The 17042-nt window shown below is 68.1% G+C and carries 16 protein-coding genes; 11 read left to right on the top strand and 5 right to left on the bottom strand.

All coding sequences use genetic code 11. The features are described from left to right. Positions 1-274: 274 nt before the first annotated feature. Genes secF through ASF08_RS21730 form a run of 3 tightly spaced genes read left to right on the top strand, consistent with a single transcriptional unit; the run spans position 275 to position 2486 of the window. On the top strand, positions 275-1222 hold the full coding sequence (gene secF, locus ASF08_RS21720; RefSeq protein WP_018043530.1) for a protein translocase subunit SecF: 948 nt from the start codon (positions 275-277) through the stop codon (positions 1220-1222). Positions 1223-1224: 2 nt separating this feature from the next. Then, complete coding sequence (locus ASF08_RS21725; protein WP_018043531.1) at positions 1225-1611, top strand: Mth938-like domain-containing protein; 387 nt, start codon at positions 1225-1227, stop codon at positions 1609-1611. Beyond that, positions 1608-2486, top strand: a complete 879-nt coding sequence (locus ASF08_RS21730; protein ID WP_056149427.1) for a phytoene/squalene synthase family protein — start codon at positions 1608-1610, stop codon at positions 2484-2486. The genes ASF08_RS21725 and ASF08_RS21730 overlap by 4 nt, the downstream gene beginning before the upstream one ends. Positions 2487-2714: 228 nt before the next feature. Here the strand turns inward: ASF08_RS21730 and ASF08_RS21735 are convergent, their stop codons facing one another. Beyond that, positions 2715-3638, bottom strand: a complete 924-nt coding sequence (locus ASF08_RS21735) for a manganese catalase family protein (protein WP_026175884.1) — start codon at positions 3636-3638, stop codon at positions 2715-2717. 303 nt (positions 3639-3941) lie between these two features. On the opposite strand from ASF08_RS21735, the gene ASF08_RS21740 reads away from it, so the two are divergent. The 4 genes from ASF08_RS21740 to ASF08_RS26070 all read left to right on the top strand — a co-directional run bounded on the left by ASF08_RS21740 (position 3942) and on the right by ASF08_RS26070 (position 6703). After that, positions 3942-5627, top strand: a complete 1686-nt coding sequence (locus ASF08_RS21740; RefSeq protein ID WP_018043534.1) for an L-lactate permease — start codon at positions 3942-3944, stop codon at positions 5625-5627. Positions 5628-5767: 140 nt separating this feature from the next. Further along, entirely contained in the window at positions 5768-6292 is a 525-nt protein-coding gene (locus tag ASF08_RS21745) for a GNAT family N-acetyltransferase (protein WP_056149748.1), read from the top strand. A gap of 36 nt (positions 6293-6328) precedes the next feature. Beyond that, positions 6329-6565: a hypothetical protein gene (locus tag ASF08_RS21750; RefSeq protein WP_238253895.1), complete on the top strand. Its 237-nt coding sequence runs from the start codon at positions 6329-6331 to the stop codon at positions 6563-6565. A gap of 6 nt (positions 6566-6571) precedes the next feature. Next, on the top strand, positions 6572-6703 hold the full coding sequence (locus ASF08_RS26070) for a hypothetical protein (protein WP_274534509.1): 132 nt from the start codon (positions 6572-6574) through the stop codon (positions 6701-6703). Between the two features lie 130 nt (positions 6704-6833). Here the strand turns inward: ASF08_RS26070 and trmFO are convergent, their stop codons facing one another. Together trmFO and ASF08_RS21760 are read right to left on the bottom strand one after the other, a co-directional pair. Next, the gene (gene trmFO / locus ASF08_RS21755) at positions 6834-8264 is read right to left on the bottom strand and encodes a methylenetetrahydrofolate--tRNA-(uracil(54)-C(5))-methyltransferase (FADH(2)-oxidizing) TrmFO (protein WP_056149429.1); all 1431 of its coding nucleotides are present in this window, start codon (positions 8262-8264) and stop codon (positions 6834-6836) included. Between the two features lie 31 nt (positions 8265-8295). Then, entirely contained in the window at positions 8296-9270 is a 975-nt protein-coding gene (locus tag ASF08_RS21760; protein WP_018043539.1) for a S1C family serine protease, read from the bottom strand. A gap of 270 nt (positions 9271-9540) precedes the next feature. Between ASF08_RS21760 and ASF08_RS21765 the strand changes: the two genes are divergently transcribed. The 4 genes from ASF08_RS21765 to ASF08_RS21780 all read left to right on the top strand — a co-directional run bounded on the left by ASF08_RS21765 (position 9541) and on the right by ASF08_RS21780 (position 13364). Then, positions 9541-10092, top strand: coding sequence for a sigma-70 family RNA polymerase sigma factor (locus tag ASF08_RS21765; RefSeq protein ID WP_018043540.1), 552 nt, complete (start codon positions 9541-9543; stop codon positions 10090-10092). Then, positions 10089-10802, top strand: coding sequence for an anti-sigma factor (locus ASF08_RS21770; RefSeq protein ID WP_200931891.1), 714 nt, complete (start codon positions 10089-10091; stop codon positions 10800-10802). Before ASF08_RS21765 ends, ASF08_RS21770 begins: the two co-directional genes overlap by 4 nt. A 40-nt stretch (positions 10803-10842) precedes the next feature. Next, on the top strand, positions 10843-11640 hold the full coding sequence (gene otnI, locus ASF08_RS21775) for a 2-oxo-tetronate isomerase (protein ID WP_056149432.1): 798 nt from the start codon (positions 10843-10845) through the stop codon (positions 11638-11640). A 179-nt stretch (positions 11641-11819) separates the two neighbouring features. After that, positions 11820-13364 (top strand): M10 family metallopeptidase C-terminal domain-containing protein, encoded by a 1545-nt coding sequence (locus ASF08_RS21780; protein ID WP_056149434.1) that lies wholly within the window; start codon positions 11820-11822, stop codon positions 13362-13364. Between the two features lie 96 nt (positions 13365-13460). Here ASF08_RS21780 and copM read toward each other — a convergent pair whose 3' ends face one another. Then, positions 13461-13886, bottom strand: coding sequence for a CopM family metallochaperone (gene copM / locus ASF08_RS21785; protein ID WP_056149436.1), 426 nt, complete (start codon positions 13884-13886; stop codon positions 13461-13463). A gap of 15 nt (positions 13887-13901) precedes the next feature. After that, the gene (locus ASF08_RS21790; protein ID WP_056149438.1) at positions 13902-17042 is read right to left on the bottom strand and encodes an efflux RND transporter permease subunit; all 3141 of its coding nucleotides are present in this window, start codon (positions 17040-17042) and stop codon (positions 13902-13904) included.

Raw genomic sequence — 17042 nt, forward strand, 5'->3', positions numbered from 1 at the left:
CGTTCTGAAATCAGTCCGAGCATTCACAGTTTGCGAGAGGAGCCCGATCCGGTTTTCGAGTGATCCGTCCATCTGCAAAACAATCCCGTCACCCCGGGGCCGCTAAGCGGAGCCCGGGATTCAGACACCCGGGATTGCCAGGAGAACCTCCACCTGAGTGCCTGGATTCCGGGCTCGCCCTGCGGGCGCCCCGGAATGACGGACGTACGGTGGAACCGAACGCACTCTTTTCGACGACCCGATCGACCTCATTGCCGAAAGACCGAGACCGAACATGCGTCTGCTCCGCCTCTGGCCCGATGAGTCGCACGTCGACTTCATGCGCTTCCGGCGCTTCACCTTCCCGCTCTCGGCCTTGCTGTCGGTGGGGACGGTGATCCTGTTCCTGACGGTCGGCCTGAATTTCGGCATCGACTTCAAGGGCGGCACCCTCGTGGAGCTGCAGGCGAAATCGAAGACGGCCGACGTGGCCGCCGTGCGACACACCGCCAACAGCTTCGGCTTCGGCGAGACCGAGGTGCAGGAACTCGGCGGCGACGGGCAGATCCTCGTCCGCTTCCCGCTCCAGCCCGGCGAGCAGGGCCAGACGGCGGTGATGCAGAAGGCGCACGGCGCTTTCGACGCGGAATACGAGTTCCGCCGCACCGAGACGGTGGGGCCGCGCGTGTCGGGCGAGCTCGTTCAGTCGGGCACGCTCGGCGTGGTGCTGTCGGTGCTCGCGGTGCTCCTCTACCTCTGGTTCCGCTTCGAGCGGGAACTGGCGCTCGGCGCCATCGTCGGCACCCTGCACGACATCGTGCTCACCATCGGCATCTTCGTCATCAGCCGGATCGAGTTCAACATGACCTCGATCGCGGCGATCCTCACCATCGTCGGCTACTCGCTGAACGAGACAGTGGTGGTGTTCGACCGGACCCGCGAGCTGATGCGGCGTTACAAGACCATTCCCACGGTGGAGTTGCTCAACCTATCGATCAACTCCACCATGTCGCGCACGGTGATGACGGCGACCTCCGCCTTCCTGTCGCTGCTCGCCCTGGTCCTGTTCGGCGGAGAGGCGATCCAGGGCTTCGCCGTGGTGATGCTCGCAGGCGTGGTGATCTGCACCTATTCGGCGATCTTCGTGTCGACCCCGGTCCTGATCTATCTCGGCCTGATGCTGTCGGGCGTGAAGTCGCAGAGCCGTCCCACCGGCGGCCGCGTGCCCCAGGCGGCGGAGTAGAAATGGCGGAGGGCAGCCTGCATGACGGGTTCGTTCCCGGGCGCCACCTCATCGACGCCTATGGCAATGGCGGCTTTCGCTTTGCCGACATGTCGCATCGCGGCTCGATCCTGGTGACGCCGGGGGGCATCAGGGCCTGGGATGTCGTGGAGGCCAAGGCCATCGACCGCAACGCCCTGCGCCCGGTCGTGGCCGAGGCGGGGGCGGTCGAGCTCCTCCTCATCGGCACCGGCCTCGACATAGCGCCGTTTCCGGACAATCTGCGGCGCTGGCTCAAGGACAACGGAATCGGCCTGGACGTGATGCAGACGGGGGCCGCCGCGCGGACCTACAACATCCTGATGGCGGAGAACCGCAAGGTCGCCGCCGCGATGATCGCGGTCGCGTGACGAAGACCGAGACCAGCCCCGGAACGGCCGAACCCCTCGCCTTCGCCTTCTCGCATTGTGAGGCCCTTGTCCGCGAGGGCGACCCAGACCGCTACTTCGCCACCCTCTTCGCGCCGGCGGCCTTCCGGCCGCATCTCTTCGCGCTTGCCGCCTTCAGCCTCACCACCGCCCGCGTGCGCGACGCCGTCACCAACCCGATAGCGGGCGAGATCCGTCTGCAATGGTGGCGCGACGCGCTGCAGGGGGAGGCGAGGGGCGACGTGAAGGCCAACCCGGTGGCCGCCGCGCTGGACGACGCCATCGTCAAGCGCAAGCTCGGGCGCCAGCCCTTCGTCGATCTGATCGATGCCCGCGTCTTCGACCTCTACGACGATCCGATGCCGCGGGTGAACGATCTCGAAGGTTATTGCGGGGAGACCGCCTCCTCGCTCATCCGCCTCGGCGGCCTCGTCCTCTGCGACGGCGCGGAGCCGGGGGGCGCCGCAGCCGCCGGCCATGCCGGTGTCGCCTTCGGTGTCGTCGGATTGCTACGGGCGCTGCCGTGGCACGCCCGCAACGGGCAGGTCTACCTGCCGGCCGATATCCTCAAGGATCATGGCGTCACCCGCGAAGACATCGTCACGGGACGCGGCGGCCCCGGTCTCCTCGGGGCGACGGCCGATCTGCGGGCCCTGGCCCGGCGCCACCTGAAGGCCTTCGAGGACGCGCGAGCCAATATCGCGCCTGCCGCTCTGCCCGCCTTCCTGCCGACGGCCCTGGTGGAACCGAGCCTCGCGATGATGGAGCGGCCGGGCTACGACCCGCTCAACACAATCATCGCCCTGCCGCGCTGGCGGCGGCTGTGGCGGCTCTGGAGGGGGTCAAGAAGGGGATGAGATTTCACCCAACCTGTCACCTCATCCTGAGACGCCGCGCAGCGGCCTCGAAGGAGACCTCCAGTACCCGCGGCGCGAACTGGAGGCCTCCTTCGAGGCCTGCGCTTCACTCCGGCGCCTCAGGATGAGGTGGTAGGTGGGAGGGCGTGCGCCCCGGACTGCATTCCTGCCCGTCGCACGAAACGAAAGAAAAGCCCCCCGACAGTAATCCGTCGGGAGGCCAAGGCTTCAGCGTGCCTTCTTCGTCAGCTTCTCCGCGATCTCGAACATCTCCTGCGGGGCGTAGTCCGGGGTGAAGGCCGAAGGGACGCCGGTGAGCTGGTGGATCTTGCCGCCGTCGGGCATGCCCTCGACCACCGACAATTCGCCCGGCGGATCACCCGGCAGAGCCATCTCGCCATTGCCCCAGATGCCGGCCATCTCCGTGTAGTCACCGGGGCTGAAGGTGTAGAGCCGGCGGTGCGAGCCCTCCTGCAGGTACTTCTGGCATTCGGGGATCTTGTCGAGGTTGATGTTCGGCGTCGGCAGGAACTTCTCGATCTCGACGCCTGTGATCTTCTTCAGTGCCAGGGCGTAGGCATGGGCGTGGACCGAACCGCGCACGAGAAGGTAGCCACAGACCTCGCGCCCGGTCGGGTCGGTCAGGGTCTCGTAGACGCGCAGCTTGTGCAGGCGGGCGCCGCATTCGAGATGGAAGTTGTGGAGCAGGTCGACGACCACGTTGCCGGTGGTGGTGATGAAATCGTTGTTCCAGGACGCGCCGTTGCTGTTCACCGGGGTGACGCCACCGCCATTCGACAGGAACGCGGCCGCAAGGCGAATGTCCTTCATGTCCTCGAAGGGCGCACCCGAAATGTCGCCGCCATCTTTCTCGTCGCCATCATTGTCGGGGCCGTTGTTGAGCATGGCGACGCCATTGCTCACCAGCTCCACATGGCCCAGCTCCTCGGCTGTGATCGCGGCAACGAGGCTATAGAACGGGCGTAGCTTAGACTTGCTGCGGAAATTGAAGCTCTGGAACATGTAATTCCCAAGAGTCGACATCTCCCCATATTTACCACCCAGCAGTTCCTGCAGGGCAGCGGCAGCGTTCGGATCTTTCCTTTTGGGTGCGGGCAGTTCGGCTTGCAGCTTATCGACGCGCATGAACATAGGTTGATCTCCGTATCGCTGGCATGGAGGATACCAAGGGGAACGGTCTCCCGACTCTCATGTTCCGAGGCTGCGACAGGTCGCACAGCCGCCTCGCTTCCGTTTCGGAACGGCTCCGCTTGTGTTTCGAAGGAGATGCCTTGCCGTTTCCGGGCGTCTGCAGTCTCGGCGGACAGAAAGCGAAGCACGCGCGCAACATGATCTGAATACAAGATTCTTCGCGTTGAGCCCGCTCCACTGCTCTGCTAGCTACGATGTCAAGGGCCCGGCGAGAGATCGGGCTCACCGAGGAGCGCGACGCCCGTGAATACGTGGAACCAGGTCTACGATCCCTTTGGGAGCCCATGGCTCTCGACGCTTGCGGCATCCCTGCCGGTCATCGCCCTGCTCGGCATGATCGCCAGCGGCAAGGTCAAGGCTCACATCGCCGCCGTCCTCTCTCTGGTCCTGGCGTTCTGCGTCGCCGTCTTCCTGTTCGGCATGCCGGCGGATCTGGCCACCCGCGCCTCCGGCTACGGCATCGCCCTCGGGCTTTTCCCCATCGGCTGGATCATCCTCAACGTCATCTTCCTCTACCGGCTCACGGTGGAGAAGGGTTGGTTCGCCACCCTGCAGCAGTCGGTGGCCGGCATCACCACCGACAGGCGGCTCCAGCTGCTGCTGGTCGCCTTCGCCTTCGGCGCGTTCTTCGAAGGCGCGGGCGGTTTCGGCACCCCCGTGGCGGTCACCGGCGCCATCCTGATCGGCCTCGGCTTCTCGCCGCTGGCCGCCTCGGGCCTGTCGCTCATCGCCAACACCGCCCCGGTGGCCTATGGCGCGCTCGGAGCGCCCATCGCCGGCCTCGCCTCGGTGACCGGCTATGACCCCTACGTTCTCGGCGCCATGATCGGCCGGCAGCTGCCGTTCTTCTCGGTGCTGGTGCCGTTCTGGCTGATCTGCGTGTTCGCGGGTTTCCGCGGGATGCTGCAGATCTGGCCCGCCATCCTCGTCTGCGGCGGTTCGTTCGCGCTCGCCCAGTTCGGCATCTCGAACTACGTCAACCCGTGGATCGTCGACATCGGCGCCGCGCTCGTCTCCATGGGCGCCCTGGTGCTGTTCCTGCGCTTCTGGCGCCCGGCAGTGATCTGGACCTCGCCGGCCCTGCGCGGCAACGATCCGTCCATCGGCTACGTCACCACCGTCGACGGCCCCAAGGCCGCCGCCGCCACCCGCACCGCCACCTCTTCCGAGATCCTGCTGGCCTGGGTGCCGTGGATCATCCTTTCGGTGATCGTGGCGATCTGGGGCACCAAGTTCTTCAAGGACATCGTCGACCCGATCTTCATCTGGAACTATCCGGTGCCGGGCCTGCACAACGTCATCATGAAGGTGCCCCCCGTGGTGGCCACCGCCCATCCGGAGCCTGCCGTCTTCAAGTTCGCCTACATGTCCTACACCGGCACCGGCGTGCTGTTCGCGGCCATCATCTCCGGCCTCCTGATGCGGTTCTCGCCCTGGCGCCTCGTGACCGCCTACATCGAGACCATCTGGGTGCTGCGCTACTCGCTCATCACCATCTCGGCGATGCTGGCGCTCGGCGTGCTCACCCGTTACGCGGGCGTCGATGCCACGTTGGGTCTCGCCTTTGCGGGCACAGGCATCCTCTACCCGTTCTTCGGCACCCTCCTGGGCTGGCTCGGCGTCGCGCTCACGGGCTCCGACACCGCGTCGAACGTCCTGTTCGGCGGCTTGCAGAAAATCACCTCGGAGCAGCTCGGCCTGTCGGGCATCCTCATGGCCTCGGCGAACTCGTCGGGCGGCGTCATGGGCAAGATGATCGACGCCCAGTCGATCGTCGTCGCCTCCACCGCCACCGGCTATTTCGGCCAGGAGAGCAAGATCCTGCGCTTCGTGTTCTGGCACTCCATCGTGCTGGCCTGCCTCGTCGGCGTGCTCGTGATGCTGCAGGCCTACGTCTATCCGTTCAACGCGATGGTCATCCATCCGTAAGGGCGAACCGATAGGCCGGATCGATGACCCGTCCCGGCGATGCCGGGGCGGGTTTCATTTTTGTCGCGCCGCGCGAGGAAGGAGCCCTTCGGCGAAGAGGGATCTTGCCCTCGTGGCCGCGCGGCTCCACCACGGAAGCCATGTTCTTCCGCACGCTCGCCTCGCGCTACTCCCTGTCGAACCTGCCCACGCAGGCGACCGCACGCCTGCGTCTCGCGCCGCTGGTCCAGGCGGATGCGGAGGCGGTCCAGGCCCTCACCGACGATCAGGCGATCACGGGGGCGGTGGATTTCCTGCCCGATCCCTTCACCCTCGATCATGCCCGCCGCCTGATCGGCAGGGGGAAGCCGACCAAGGATTGCTTCCTCGGGGCCAAGGCCGACGGCGTTCTCGTGGCGGTGGTCGGTCTCCACCTGCGTGGCGAGCACGCGGTGGAACTCGGCTACTGGGTCGGCGGCGGCGCCCGGGGCCAGGGCTACGGCAGCGAGGCGGTGACGGGGGCCATCGCGATCCTGCGCAAGCGCTTCCCCCACCGCTTCATCGTCGCCGAGTGCCGGCCCGAGAACGAAGCCTCGCGCGGTCTCCTTCTCAAGACCGGGTTTCGCGATACCGGTGACGAGGGCCACCGGCCGGGCCGACGCATCTTTTCGCTGGATCCGGTGTGATTGGACGATGTCGGAATCGCAGCCGCGGAGGGAGGCGTGACCGAAGGCGGCAATAGAAAATTTCTTGCCAAGCGGTTCAATGAGCACGTCAAGCTTCTCGCGACGCTCTTCAACGCCTTGTCGATTGCAACATTCGGCGCCGCCTTCGTCGTGCCGCTCGCGCAAGGCCAATATGGCGTGCTCAGCGGAGGACATTGGATTTTGATTTTCGCTGCCCTCGCACTACATTTAGCGGGGCACGCTGCTCTTCGATTCATGCGCAGTGAGGATTGAAGCTCGATGACGCTCTCCCTGCAGATCGCCGGCCTCGCCGCCATTCTCATTGTTGGTGGATTGTCCGCGCTCAAGCTCGCGGCGATGGATTTCGACCGGCGCCACCCACGCCGCACCGAGCCCGCACCACGCGATTGATCGTGGACGGACCTGAGGTCGGTTGCGGCTTCTGGTGGCACTGCCCCGAAAGCGTTCGCTGGAAAAACCGAAGTCTTGGTTCGCATGTCCCCCGCCCCCTACGCGGGGAGAGGGCATGCGCACGCGCCGTCTATTCCGCCGCGATCGGTACCGCCTCGCCTCCCATCCACGAAGCCAGATCCGCCCGCGCCCGGTCGGTATAGGCGCGCTTCTTCGCCACCGCCTTTTCCGGCCCCTTCAGGCGCTTGCCGCCCTCGCCCTTCGGGGACTGGGCGAGCGGCGGGAACAGGCCGAAATTCACGTTCATCGGCTGGAACGAGCGGGGGCTCCCGACCTCCTCGGCTGCGATGTGGCCGCCGGTGATGTGGCCGATGAGGGCGCCGAGCGCCGTGGTGGCGGGGAGCGGCGCCAGGGTCTCACCACGTGCCTCGGCAACGGCGAAGCGACCGGCCATGAGGCCGATGGCGGCGCTCTCGACATAGCCCTCGCAGCCCGTGATCTGTCCGGCGAAGCGCAGGCTCGGCCGGGCCTTGAGGCGCAGGGTCCCGTCGAGGAGACGGGGTGAATCGAGATAGGTGTTGCGGTGGAGGCCGCCGAGACGCGCGAATTCGGCGTTTTCCAGGCCGGGAATCGTGCGGAACACCCGGACCTGTTCGGAATAGGTCAGCTTCGTCTGGAAGCCGACCATGTTGTAGAGGGTGCCCAGCGCATTGTCCTGGCGCAGCTGGACGATGGCGCAGGCCTTCACCGTGGGATCGTGCGGGTTGGTGAGGCCGACGGGCTTCATCGGGCCGTGACGCAGGGTCTCGGGCCCGCGCTCGGCCATGACCTCGATCGGCAGGCAGCCGTCGAAATAGGGGGTGGTCGCCTCCCATTCCTTGAACCCGATCTTGTCACCCGCGATCAGCGCCTGGATGAAGGCGTCGTACTGTTCGCGGTTCATCGGGCAGTTGATGTAATCGGCCCCCGTCCCGCCCGGCCCGACCTTGTCGTAGCGCGACTGGAACCAGGCCTTGTCCATGTCGATGGAGTCGCGGTGGACGATGGGCGCGATGGCGTCGAAGAAGGCCAGCGCCTCGGCCCCGGTCAGGCCGCGGATCGCTTCCGCCAGGGCGGGCGAAGTGAGGGGGCCGGTGGCGATGATGGTCCGGCCCCATTCCTCCGGCGGCAGGCCCTCGACCTCTTCGCGGGCGATGGTCACGAGGGGATGCGCCTCCAGAGCGGCGGTGACGGCGGCGGCGAACCCGTTCCGGTCCACGGCGAGCGCGCCGCCGGCCGGCACCTGGTTGGCGTCGGCAGCGCGCAGGATCAGCGAGCCGAGCGTCCGCATCTCCTGGTGCAGCAGGCCGACGGCGTTGCCGTTGGCGTCGTCCGAGCGGAACGAGTTCGAGCAGACGAGCTCGGCCAGGTCCTGACCGTGATGCGCCTCGGTGGCACGCACCGGGCGCATCTCGTGGAGCACCACAGCATGGCCGCTCTCGGCGATCTGCCAGGCGGCCTCGGACCCGGCGAGGCCGCCGCCGACGATGTGGATGGGGGAGGTGTCTACGTGGTCCGTCATGGGCACGGGATAGACCCGCGTCCCGTCCCGATCAATGCAGCTGCGGCGAGACCAGGAAACGCTCGCGGTCGCTCGACGTCACGACGAGCTTGATCGGACGCCCGTCACGCTCGATCGTAAGCGGCACCCGCACCCCCGCCTCGCCCAGCGCCCAGACCTGACGGAAGAACCCGGCGAGATCCTCCACCGGCTCGCCCGCCACCGCCGCGAGCACGTCGCCCACGCGCAGATCCGCGCTCTCGGCGGGGCCGTCATCGGCGAGCCCCATCACCACCACCGCGCCGTCGCTGTCGCTGGCATAGAGACCGAGCCAGGGCCGGGTCGGACGGTCCGCGCGCCCGCGAGTGGTCAGATCCTCGAGGATCGGCGGCAGGAGATCGATGGGAACGACGAGGTTGATCGCCTTCGGGCCTTCCGCGCCGCCCTGCTGCAGCTGCAGGGACCCGATGCCGAGGAGGTCGCCGGCCGGGCCGATCAGGGCCGTGCCGCCCCAATGCGGGTGCGAGGGCGCGGTGAACAGGGCCTCGTCGAGGACGTATTCCCAATAGCCCGCGAATTCCTGCCGCGCGATCAGCTCGGCGGCGACGCAGCGGGTGCGTCCGCCGGCTCCGGCCACCACCGCCTTGTCGCCGATCTTCAGGCTGGCCGAGCGTCCGATGGGAAGCGGCGGCAGCGCCAGGTCGCCCAGGGCCTGGACGAGGCCGAACCCGGTGACGGCGTCGAAGCCGACGACATGGCCGGGGACAGAGCGTCCGTCATGCGTCGTCATCCAGACGCTGTCCGCCTCGGTGACGAGGTAACCGATGGTGAGGACGAGGCCGTCTTCGCGGATCACCACGCCGTTGCCGGCCCGCTCCGTGCCCAGGGTCTCGGCGGTGAACGCCTCCGGCGGGATGCGTGTCGAGAGCGACACGATCGCCGACAGGGCCCTGTCGAGATCGTACGCGTAATCGCCCGCCTTGGGCTGCACGGCGGCGGGAATTTTCCAGTCTCCGTGCGACGTCATGAATCCCGTATCCTTGTCCTGCGCCTGGGAGTTCCACGGCCCCACATCCTCGAAGGATCGGCGACCGTCTGCGGGAGATAGGTCGCCGGCTCGCAGTCGAACACCCACGCCCGGCCGCACGCAGATCAGCATTGAGAGAAGACGTGCCGATCCCCATCGATCGCGCGCCATGCAGTAGCCGGCGCGCGTCCGCTCCATTAAGACTCGCTTGCAACGTTCCCGCCAGATCGAACGGTCGTATCATGTCGTGCCGAGAGGATGCCCCGACCCTTGCGTGACGACGCGGCACTGGCGCGACTGATCGCGGCCGTGGCATCCGGCAACGAGCAGGCCCTTCGGGCTCTCTACGATCTCACCGCTCCGAAACTTTTCGGCATCGTGCTCCGTATCCAACGGGATCGCGGTATGGCGGAAGACGTGCTCCAGGACGTCTACCTGCGCATCTGGCAGAATGCCGGTTCGTTCTCTCCGGAAGCGGGCCGCCCGTTGCCGTGGCTCTGCACCATCGCCCGCAACCGGGCGATCGACGGGGTTCGGCGCAAGGGCGAGGTGCAGGGGCCGGTGAGCGAGGACGGAGAGGATTGGGTGGAACGGTTGGCCGATCCGCATGACAGCGAAGGTGCGATCCTCGGGCGCGACGCCCTTCGCACCTGCCTGTCCCGCCTGGAGGCGACGCAGCGCGACTGCATCGTGCTCGCCTATTGCGAGGGCCATTCGCGGGAAGAGCTGGCCGAGCGGTTCGCGCGTCCCGTCAACACCATCAAGACCTGGCTGCATCGCGGGCTCGCGGCCCTGCGCGGCTGCCTGGAGGGGCCGGCATGACCGAGGACCCCGCCGAGCGCGACCTGCGCGCCGCCGAATACGTCATCGGCACGCTCGACGCCACCGAGCGCGCCGCCATGGATCTCGAACTCGCCGTCGATCCCGCCGCACGCGCCGCCGTGCGGGAGTGGGAGCGCCGGCTGGCGCCCCTCGCCGCCGCCATCCCGGAGATCGAGCCGGGCGAGGGCGTGTGGCCGGCGATCCTGCGCGCGCTGCCCCACCGCTCCTCCGCGTCTCCGGCGGCGAACGAAAACCGCGTGACCGCCCTCTCGCGCAAGCTCGGCCTGTGGCGGGCGGCAGCGGCGGGCGCCGGAGCCCTGGCCGCCGGGCTGGCCCTGTTCATCGCCGTCGGCCCCCGTCCCGGCATGGAGGGCGAGACACGCTACGTCGCCGTGGTCAGCAGCGGCGGCGAGGCGCCGGCCCTCATCGTCAGCATCGATACGGCGGCGGGAACCGCGCGGGTACGCCCGGTGGGCGCCGAGGCGCCGGCGGGACGCAGCCTCGAATTGTGGTATGTGGGAGCCGACAAGACGCCGAAATCCCTCGGGCTGATCGGCAAGGACGCCGCACGCCTGGCTCTGCCCGCCGGGTCCGAGGCCGCGCGGCGCGGCGAGGGTGTCTTCGCCGTCTCGGTGGAGCCGCCGAACGGCTCGGCCACCGGCCTGCCCACCGGCCCCGTCGTCTATACGGGCAAGCTGATCCGCGATTGAGGATGGCCCGGATGGGACCCCGCCACCATGGAGCCCTCCCATGCCGCGCTTTGCCGCCAACCTGACGCTGCTCTTCACGGAGCTCGCCTTCCTCGATCGGTTCGAGGCCGCGTCCCGTGCCGGGTTCACGTCGGTGGAGTTCCTGTTCCCCTACGAGCATTCGCCGGATGCGATCGCCGCGCGCCTCGCCGCGCACGGGCTCGACCTCGTCCTGTTCAACATGCCGCCCGGCGATTGGATGGCCGGTGAGCGCGGTCTCGCCGCTCTGCCAGACCGCTTCGATGAGACCACCGCCGGGGTCGAGACGGCGCTCGCCTATGCGCTGGCGACCGGCTGCCCGCGCCTGCACATGATGGCGGGCCTGGCCGACGGGCGCGACAGCCGCGCCGGGCAAGCTTATCGCCGGTCCCTGCGCCACGCCGCCGGGCGCCTTGCCGAGCATGGCATCGACCTCCTGATCGAGCCCATCAACCGCCGCTCCATGCCGGGCTATTTCCTCGACGATGTCGATGCCGCCGCCGATCTCGTGGCGGAGCTGCGCGCGGAGGGTCTCGCCAACCTCAAGCTCCAGTTCGACATCTTCCACTGCCAGATCCTGCACGGAGACGTCACCACGCGGCTGACCCGACTCCTGCCGCTGATCGGCCATGTCCAGGTCGCGAGCGTACCGGCGCGCCACGAGCCCGGCACGGGGGAGGTGAACGACGCCTTCGTCTTCGCCGAACTCGACCGGCTCGGATATTCGGGCTCGGTCGGGTGCGAGTACAATCCGCGTGGCCGAACCGAGGATGGGCTCGGCTGGCTGAGCGCCTGTGCGAGCGGACGAGCACGGATTTAGCGCGGTGAGGCCGGTTCCCTCCCGAACCCGATGAAGCATACCGCTTTCACTTGGCACGGTTCGCCGCGGAGGTGTGGGACCGTCAATTGTTTATGACGCGGCATCGTGGTTAGGGACTGCCCCGGCCGGCTCGAACGGCCAAGCTTCCAGAAGCTTTTCCCCAAGGGACAGATCAATCGATGGCCGACCTCTTCAAACCCGTCGGCGTGACGGGGAACGCCGTCGTGGACAGCCTCATCCTCGGCGGCGCCTGGAACGCCGCGACCCTGACCTACGGGTTCAAGGCGCAGGACATCGATGCGAACGGGATCAACGATTTCTCCGAGGGCGACTGGAAGGCGTTCTACAGGGAGATCTACGACACCGTCAGCAGCGTCGCGAATGTCGATTTCGTCGAAGGCAGCGTGGCGCGGGCCCAGTTGATCCAGCGGCTCGATGTCGGCGGAGGCGGCGAATCCGGCACGCCCGCCCAGGGCACCACCTCGCTGGAAACGGCGGTGGGCATCGACCCGACGAGCGTGAAAGGGGCCGCGGACGTGGTCCGCCTCGGCACCTATTCCGAAACCTGGATCCACGAAATCGGCCACAGCCTGGGGCTCGGCCACCCCCATGACGGGGAGAACGGCAAGCTGCCGGGCGTCGTCGAGCCGGGCGATTTCGGCACCGGCAACCTCAATTCCCAGATCTACACGGTGATGGGCTACACCTTCCCGTTCTGGGGCGAGGACAACCCGTTCACACCCGAGCACGACGAGAACACCGCGCTCAACGCCCAGCCGGGCTCCTTCGGTGCCATCGACATCGCGGCCCTGCAGCATCTCTACGGAGCCCGCGCCCACAACACCGGCAACGACGTCTATCGCTTCAGCGACGATGTCGATGCCAACCGCGGCTACACCACGATCTGGGATACGGGCGGCTCCGATACGATCGTCTATGAGGGATCGAGCGCGGCCAAGATCGACCTGCGCGCCGCCACCCTGAAAGCCGAGATCGGCGGGGGCGGCTGGCTCTCCACGTCGGAACCCCTCACCGGCGGCGTGACCATCGCCAACGGCGTCTCCATCGAGAAGGCGAAGGGCGGGGCGGGCGACGACATCCTCATCGGCAACGACGGCGCCAACCGGCTGGACGGCGGACGGGGGGCCGACCGTATGAGCGGTGGGCTCGGGAACGACACCTATGTCACGGACGGCCGCGACACGATCGAGGAGGCGGCCAGGAGCGGTACGGACCACGTGCTGAGTTCGGCCAGCCACCGCCTCGGCACGAATCTCGAAGCTCTGAGGCTCTTCGGCTCGAACGCAGTCGATGGCATCGGCAACGCCGTCGCCAATACGATCACCGGCAACGGCGCCGCCAACATGCTGACGGGCGGGGCCGGAAACGACGTCCTCACCGGCGGGGAGGGGGCGGATACCTTCCTGTTCCGCACGTGGCCCGGAACCGGCAACACGGATCACATCCGCGACTTCTCCATCGCCGAGGATGTCGTCACGCTCTCGAGCAAGGTCTTCACGGCCCTTCGCGCCGGCGCCCTCGCGGAGGACGCGTTCAAGGACCTCTCGTCGGGGTCGACCGATGCGGATGACCGGGTTCTCTACGACGCCACGACCGGCACGCTCTCCTACGATGCCGATGGGAGCGGCGCGGGCACCGCCCGCACCTTCGCCGTCATCGATACGACAGTGCTTCTGACCTTCGCGGATGTCCTCGTCGTCTAGGTCTCACGCCGCCGACATGGCGGCCGGTCCGGCCTGTATCGAGGCGGGAAGCCGAGCCGCCCCTGAGCGATAGTGTTCAGGGGCGAGGTGGAAGCCTCACTTCTTGGCGGGATCGGTCCGCTTCAGGATCGCCTCCATCTGGGCGATCTCGGCTTCCTGGGCCTTGACGATGGCCTCGGCCAGGGTGCGGACCTCCGGATCCTTCGAATACTGAAGCGCGACCTTGGCCATGGCCAGGGCGCCCTTGTGGTGCGGGATCATGCCGGCAGCGAAATCGCGGTCGACGTCGCCGGAATAGCGGATCTCCATGTCGCCGTGCATGCGCATGGCCGCCTCCTTGAAGGCGCGGATCGCCGGCGTGTCGGCGGCCTTGCCCTTCGCGGCGGGCTTCGGGCCGTGGTCATGGCTGTCGGAATGGACGGTGCCGTCGTCGTGGCGGTGCTCGCCGGCCGCGAGAACCGGTGAGGCGAGGGGCAGAACCAGGATCGCGGCCAGGATCGCGGGGAGGGCTGTCTTCGTCATGGGAGTTCCCTGTCGTCAGAAGGTTGCGGGCGGGGAGGGCATGGTCCCCGCCACCGGGGAGGGGGCTTCATCGCCGGGCGCCTCGCGCAGGCGGGCGAAGGCGGAGCCGCCGAAGCGCAGCATCAGGATCGGCGTCAGCACGGCGTCCAGCAGCGTCGCGCTGATGAGGCCACCGAAGATCGTCACGGCCACGGGATGCAGGATCTCCTTGCCCGGCGCGGTGCCGTCGACCAGCAGCGGCACCAGGGCGATGCCTGCGGCGAGCGCCGTCATCAACACCGGCACGAGGCGCTCGTTGCTCGCCCGCAGCACCAGGGCCGGGCCGAAGGGCAGCCCCTCGTTCAACCCGAGATTCAACACGTGGCTGATCTTCAGGATGCCGTTGCGGGCGACGATGCCGGTGAGCGTCACGAAGCCGATCATCGAGGCCACCGAGAGCGGCAGACCGGCGATGGTGAGGGCGACGACGCTGCCGATGAGGGCGAGCGGCACGTTGCCCATGACGATGAGGGCCAGCACGCCGGAGCGGTAGCGGCTCGCCAACAGCGCGAAGACAAGGGCGAAGGAGACGAGTCCGAGGAGGCCGATCCTGCGGGTCGCCTCCCCTTGCGCCTCGAACGCGCCTTCGAGGCGCGCGCTGATCCCCTCCGGCAGCGTCGTGCGTGCCAGGGCCTGCGCGATGTCGGCGGCGACCTTCGAGCCGTCCGAGCCCGGCACGGTGTTGGCCTGGACCACGATACGGCGGCGGCCGTTCTCGCGCAGGATCTGGTTGGGCCCGTCCCGCTCGGCGATGTCGGCCAGGGCATGGGCGGGCACCCAGCCCGAGGGCGTCTCGATGAGGAGGTCGCGCAGGGCGGCCATGGACCGGCCGCTCTCGGGCAGGCGCAGGATCACGTCGAAGCGGCGAAGGCCGTCCACCAGGGTCGAGACCACGCGGCCGTTGGCGAGGTTCCCCACCGTCTCCACCACCGTCGCGGGGGAGACACCGTAGAGCGCCGCCTTGGCCGGATCGACCCGTATCTCGATCTGGGGCACGCGCACCTGCCGCTCCACCTGGAGGTCGGCGACGCCCGGAATGCCGGACAAGGTCTCGCGCAGGGATTCGGCGGTGCGGCGCAGCGCGTCGAGATCCTCGCCGAACAGCTTCAGGGCGATCTCGGCCCGGACACCGGAGAGCATGTGGTCGAGCCGGTGCGAGATCGGCTGGCCGACATTCACCGTGACCGGAAGGACTGACAGCCGCCCCCTGATGTCGGCGACGATGGCCGGGCGTTCGCGCCCGCCGGGCTTCAGGCGGATCTCCAGATCGGTGGAATGGACGCCCTCGGCATGCTCGTCGAGTTCGGCGCGGCCCGTGCGGCGCCCGACCTTGTCCACCTCGGGGATGTCTAGGAGCAGGCGCTCGGCGATGGCGCCGACGCGGGCGGATTCGGCGAGCGAGATGCCGGGGGTGAAGGTGGTGGTGACCGTGAACGAGCCCTCGTTGAAGGTCGGCAGGAAGGCGCGGGGCAAGCGTCCCGCGCCATAGCCGGCGGCGACCACCGCGACGATCGCGCAGACGATGGCGAGGCGCTGATGGGCGAAGGCCGTCTCCACGAGGTGCCCGTTGGCGCGCTTGAGGCCGCGGATCAGCCGGCTCTCGGGATGGTCGAGGCTCTTGAGGCCGGGAAGCAGCCAGGAGGAGAGGGCGGGCGTCAGGGTCAGCGAGACCACGAGGCTCGACAGGATGGCGATGATGTAGGCCTGGCCGAGCGGCGCGAAGAGCCGGCCCTCGATGCCCGACAGGGCAAAGAGCGGCACGAAGACGAGGCAGATGATGATCGTGGCATAGACGATGCCGGAGCGCACCTCGTTCGAGGCGTCCACGATCACCGCGAAGGACGTGCGGGGCGAACCCTCCGCCCGGTTGTCGCGCAGGCGCCGCAGGATGTTCTCCACATCGACGACGGCGTCGTCCACCAGCTCTCCGATGGCGATGGCGAGGCCGCCGAGCGTCATCGTGTTGATGGAGAGTCCGAGCAGCGAAAACACCGTGGCGGTGGCGAGGATCGAGACGGGAATGGCGGCGAGCGAGATCAGCGTGGTCCGTACGTTCATCAGGAAGGCGAACAGCACCACGGCCACCACGGCCACGGCCTCGATCAACACCGTGATCACGTTGCGAAGCGACGTCTCGATGAAGTCCGCCTGTCGGAACAGGACGTTGCCGGCCTCGATCCCGTGCGGCAGGGAGGGGCCGATCTCCTTGAGCGCCGCCTCGACCTCGCGGGTCAGGCGCACGGTGTCGATGCCGGGCTGCTTCTCGATGGAGACCACCACCGCGGGATTACCCATGAAGCCGCCGTCGCCGCGCTTGGGCCGCGCCCCGAAGGCGATCTCGGCGACCTGCCGCAGGTAGACCGGACCGCCCGGCGTCGTGACGACGAGATTGCGAAGGTCGTCGAGATCGGTGGTGCGGCCGAGCGCGCGGATCAGGACCTCGCGGCCGCCGGCCTCGGAATAGCCGCCGCCGGCATTGCCGCCGTAATTCTGGAGGGCGCGGGCGAGGGATTCGTCCGTGACGCCGAGCGCCCGCATGGCGGCGGGATTGGGGGCGACCCGGAACTGGCGCACCTCGCCGCCGATGGGGATCACCTGTGCCACGCCCGGGATCGAGAGCAGGCGCGGGCGCAAGGTGAAGTCGGCGGTCTCGCGCACCTGCATCGGGGTCGCGGTCTTCGAGGTGACGGCGACGAGAAGGATGCCGCCCATGATCGAGGAGACCGGCCCCATCTGCGGGACCACGTTGGGCGGCAGTTCCGAGCGCGCGAGCGCCAGCCTCTCGTTGACGAACTGCCGGTCCCGGAACAGGTCGGTGTCCCACTCGAACTCCACCGTGACGATGGACAGGCCGATGCCGGAGACCGAGCGCACCCGGCTGACGCCGGGCAGGCCGTTCATGCGGGTCTCGATCGGGTAGGTCACCCGCTGCTCCACCTCCGTGGGGGCGAAGCCCTCGGCTTCGGTCAGGATCGTGACCGTGGGCCGGTTGAGGTCGGGGAGCACGTCGACGGGCAGACGCGCGAGGGAGAGCGCGCCGGTCAGGACCAGGGCGAAAGCGAGCGCGACGACGAGGAGGCGGTTGCGCAGGGATTGCGCGACGATGAGGCCGAACAT

The organism is Methylobacterium sp. Leaf85 (assembly GCF_001422125.1).
Classification (GTDB): Bacteria; Pseudomonadota; Alphaproteobacteria; order Rhizobiales; family Beijerinckiaceae; genus Methylobacterium; species Methylobacterium bullatum.

Excerpts from the sequence above, each read along its gene's own strand:
- secF (WP_018043530.1), top strand. The coding sequence starts at position 275 with ATGCGTCTGCTCCGCCTCTGGCCCGATGAGTCGCACGTCGACTTCATG.
- ASF08_RS21725 (WP_018043531.1), top strand. The coding sequence starts at position 1,225 with ATGGCGGAGGGCAGCCTGCATGACGGGTTCGTTCCCGGGCGCCACCTC.
- ASF08_RS21735 (WP_026175884.1), bottom strand. The coding sequence starts at position 3,638 with ATGTTCATGCGCGTCGATAAGCTGCAAGCCGAACTGCCCGCACCCAAA.
- ASF08_RS21745 (WP_056149748.1), top strand. The coding sequence starts at position 5,768 with ATGTTCTTCCGCACGCTCGCCTCGCGCTACTCCCTGTCGAACCTGCCC.
- ASF08_RS26070 (WP_274534509.1), top strand. The coding sequence starts at position 6,572 with ATGACGCTCTCCCTGCAGATCGCCGGCCTCGCCGCCATTCTCATTGTT.
- trmFO (WP_056149429.1), bottom strand. The coding sequence starts at position 8,264 with ATGACGGACCACGTAGACACCTCCCCCATCCACATCGTCGGCGGCGGC.
- ASF08_RS21760 (WP_018043539.1), bottom strand. The coding sequence starts at position 9,270 with ATGACGTCGCACGGAGACTGGAAAATTCCCGCCGCCGTGCAGCCCAAG.
- ASF08_RS21770 (WP_200931891.1), top strand. The coding sequence starts at position 10,089 with ATGACCGAGGACCCCGCCGAGCGCGACCTGCGCGCCGCCGAATACGTC.
- otnI (WP_056149432.1), top strand. The coding sequence starts at position 10,843 with ATGCCGCGCTTTGCCGCCAACCTGACGCTGCTCTTCACGGAGCTCGCC.
- ASF08_RS21780 (WP_056149434.1), top strand. The coding sequence starts at position 11,820 with ATGGCCGACCTCTTCAAACCCGTCGGCGTGACGGGGAACGCCGTCGTG.
- copM (WP_056149436.1), bottom strand. The coding sequence starts at position 13,886 with ATGACGAAGACAGCCCTCCCCGCGATCCTGGCCGCGATCCTGGTTCTG.
- ASF08_RS21790 (WP_056149438.1), bottom strand. The coding sequence starts at position 17,042 with ATGTTCGGCCTCATCGTCGCGCAATCCCTGCGCAACCGCCTCCTCGTC.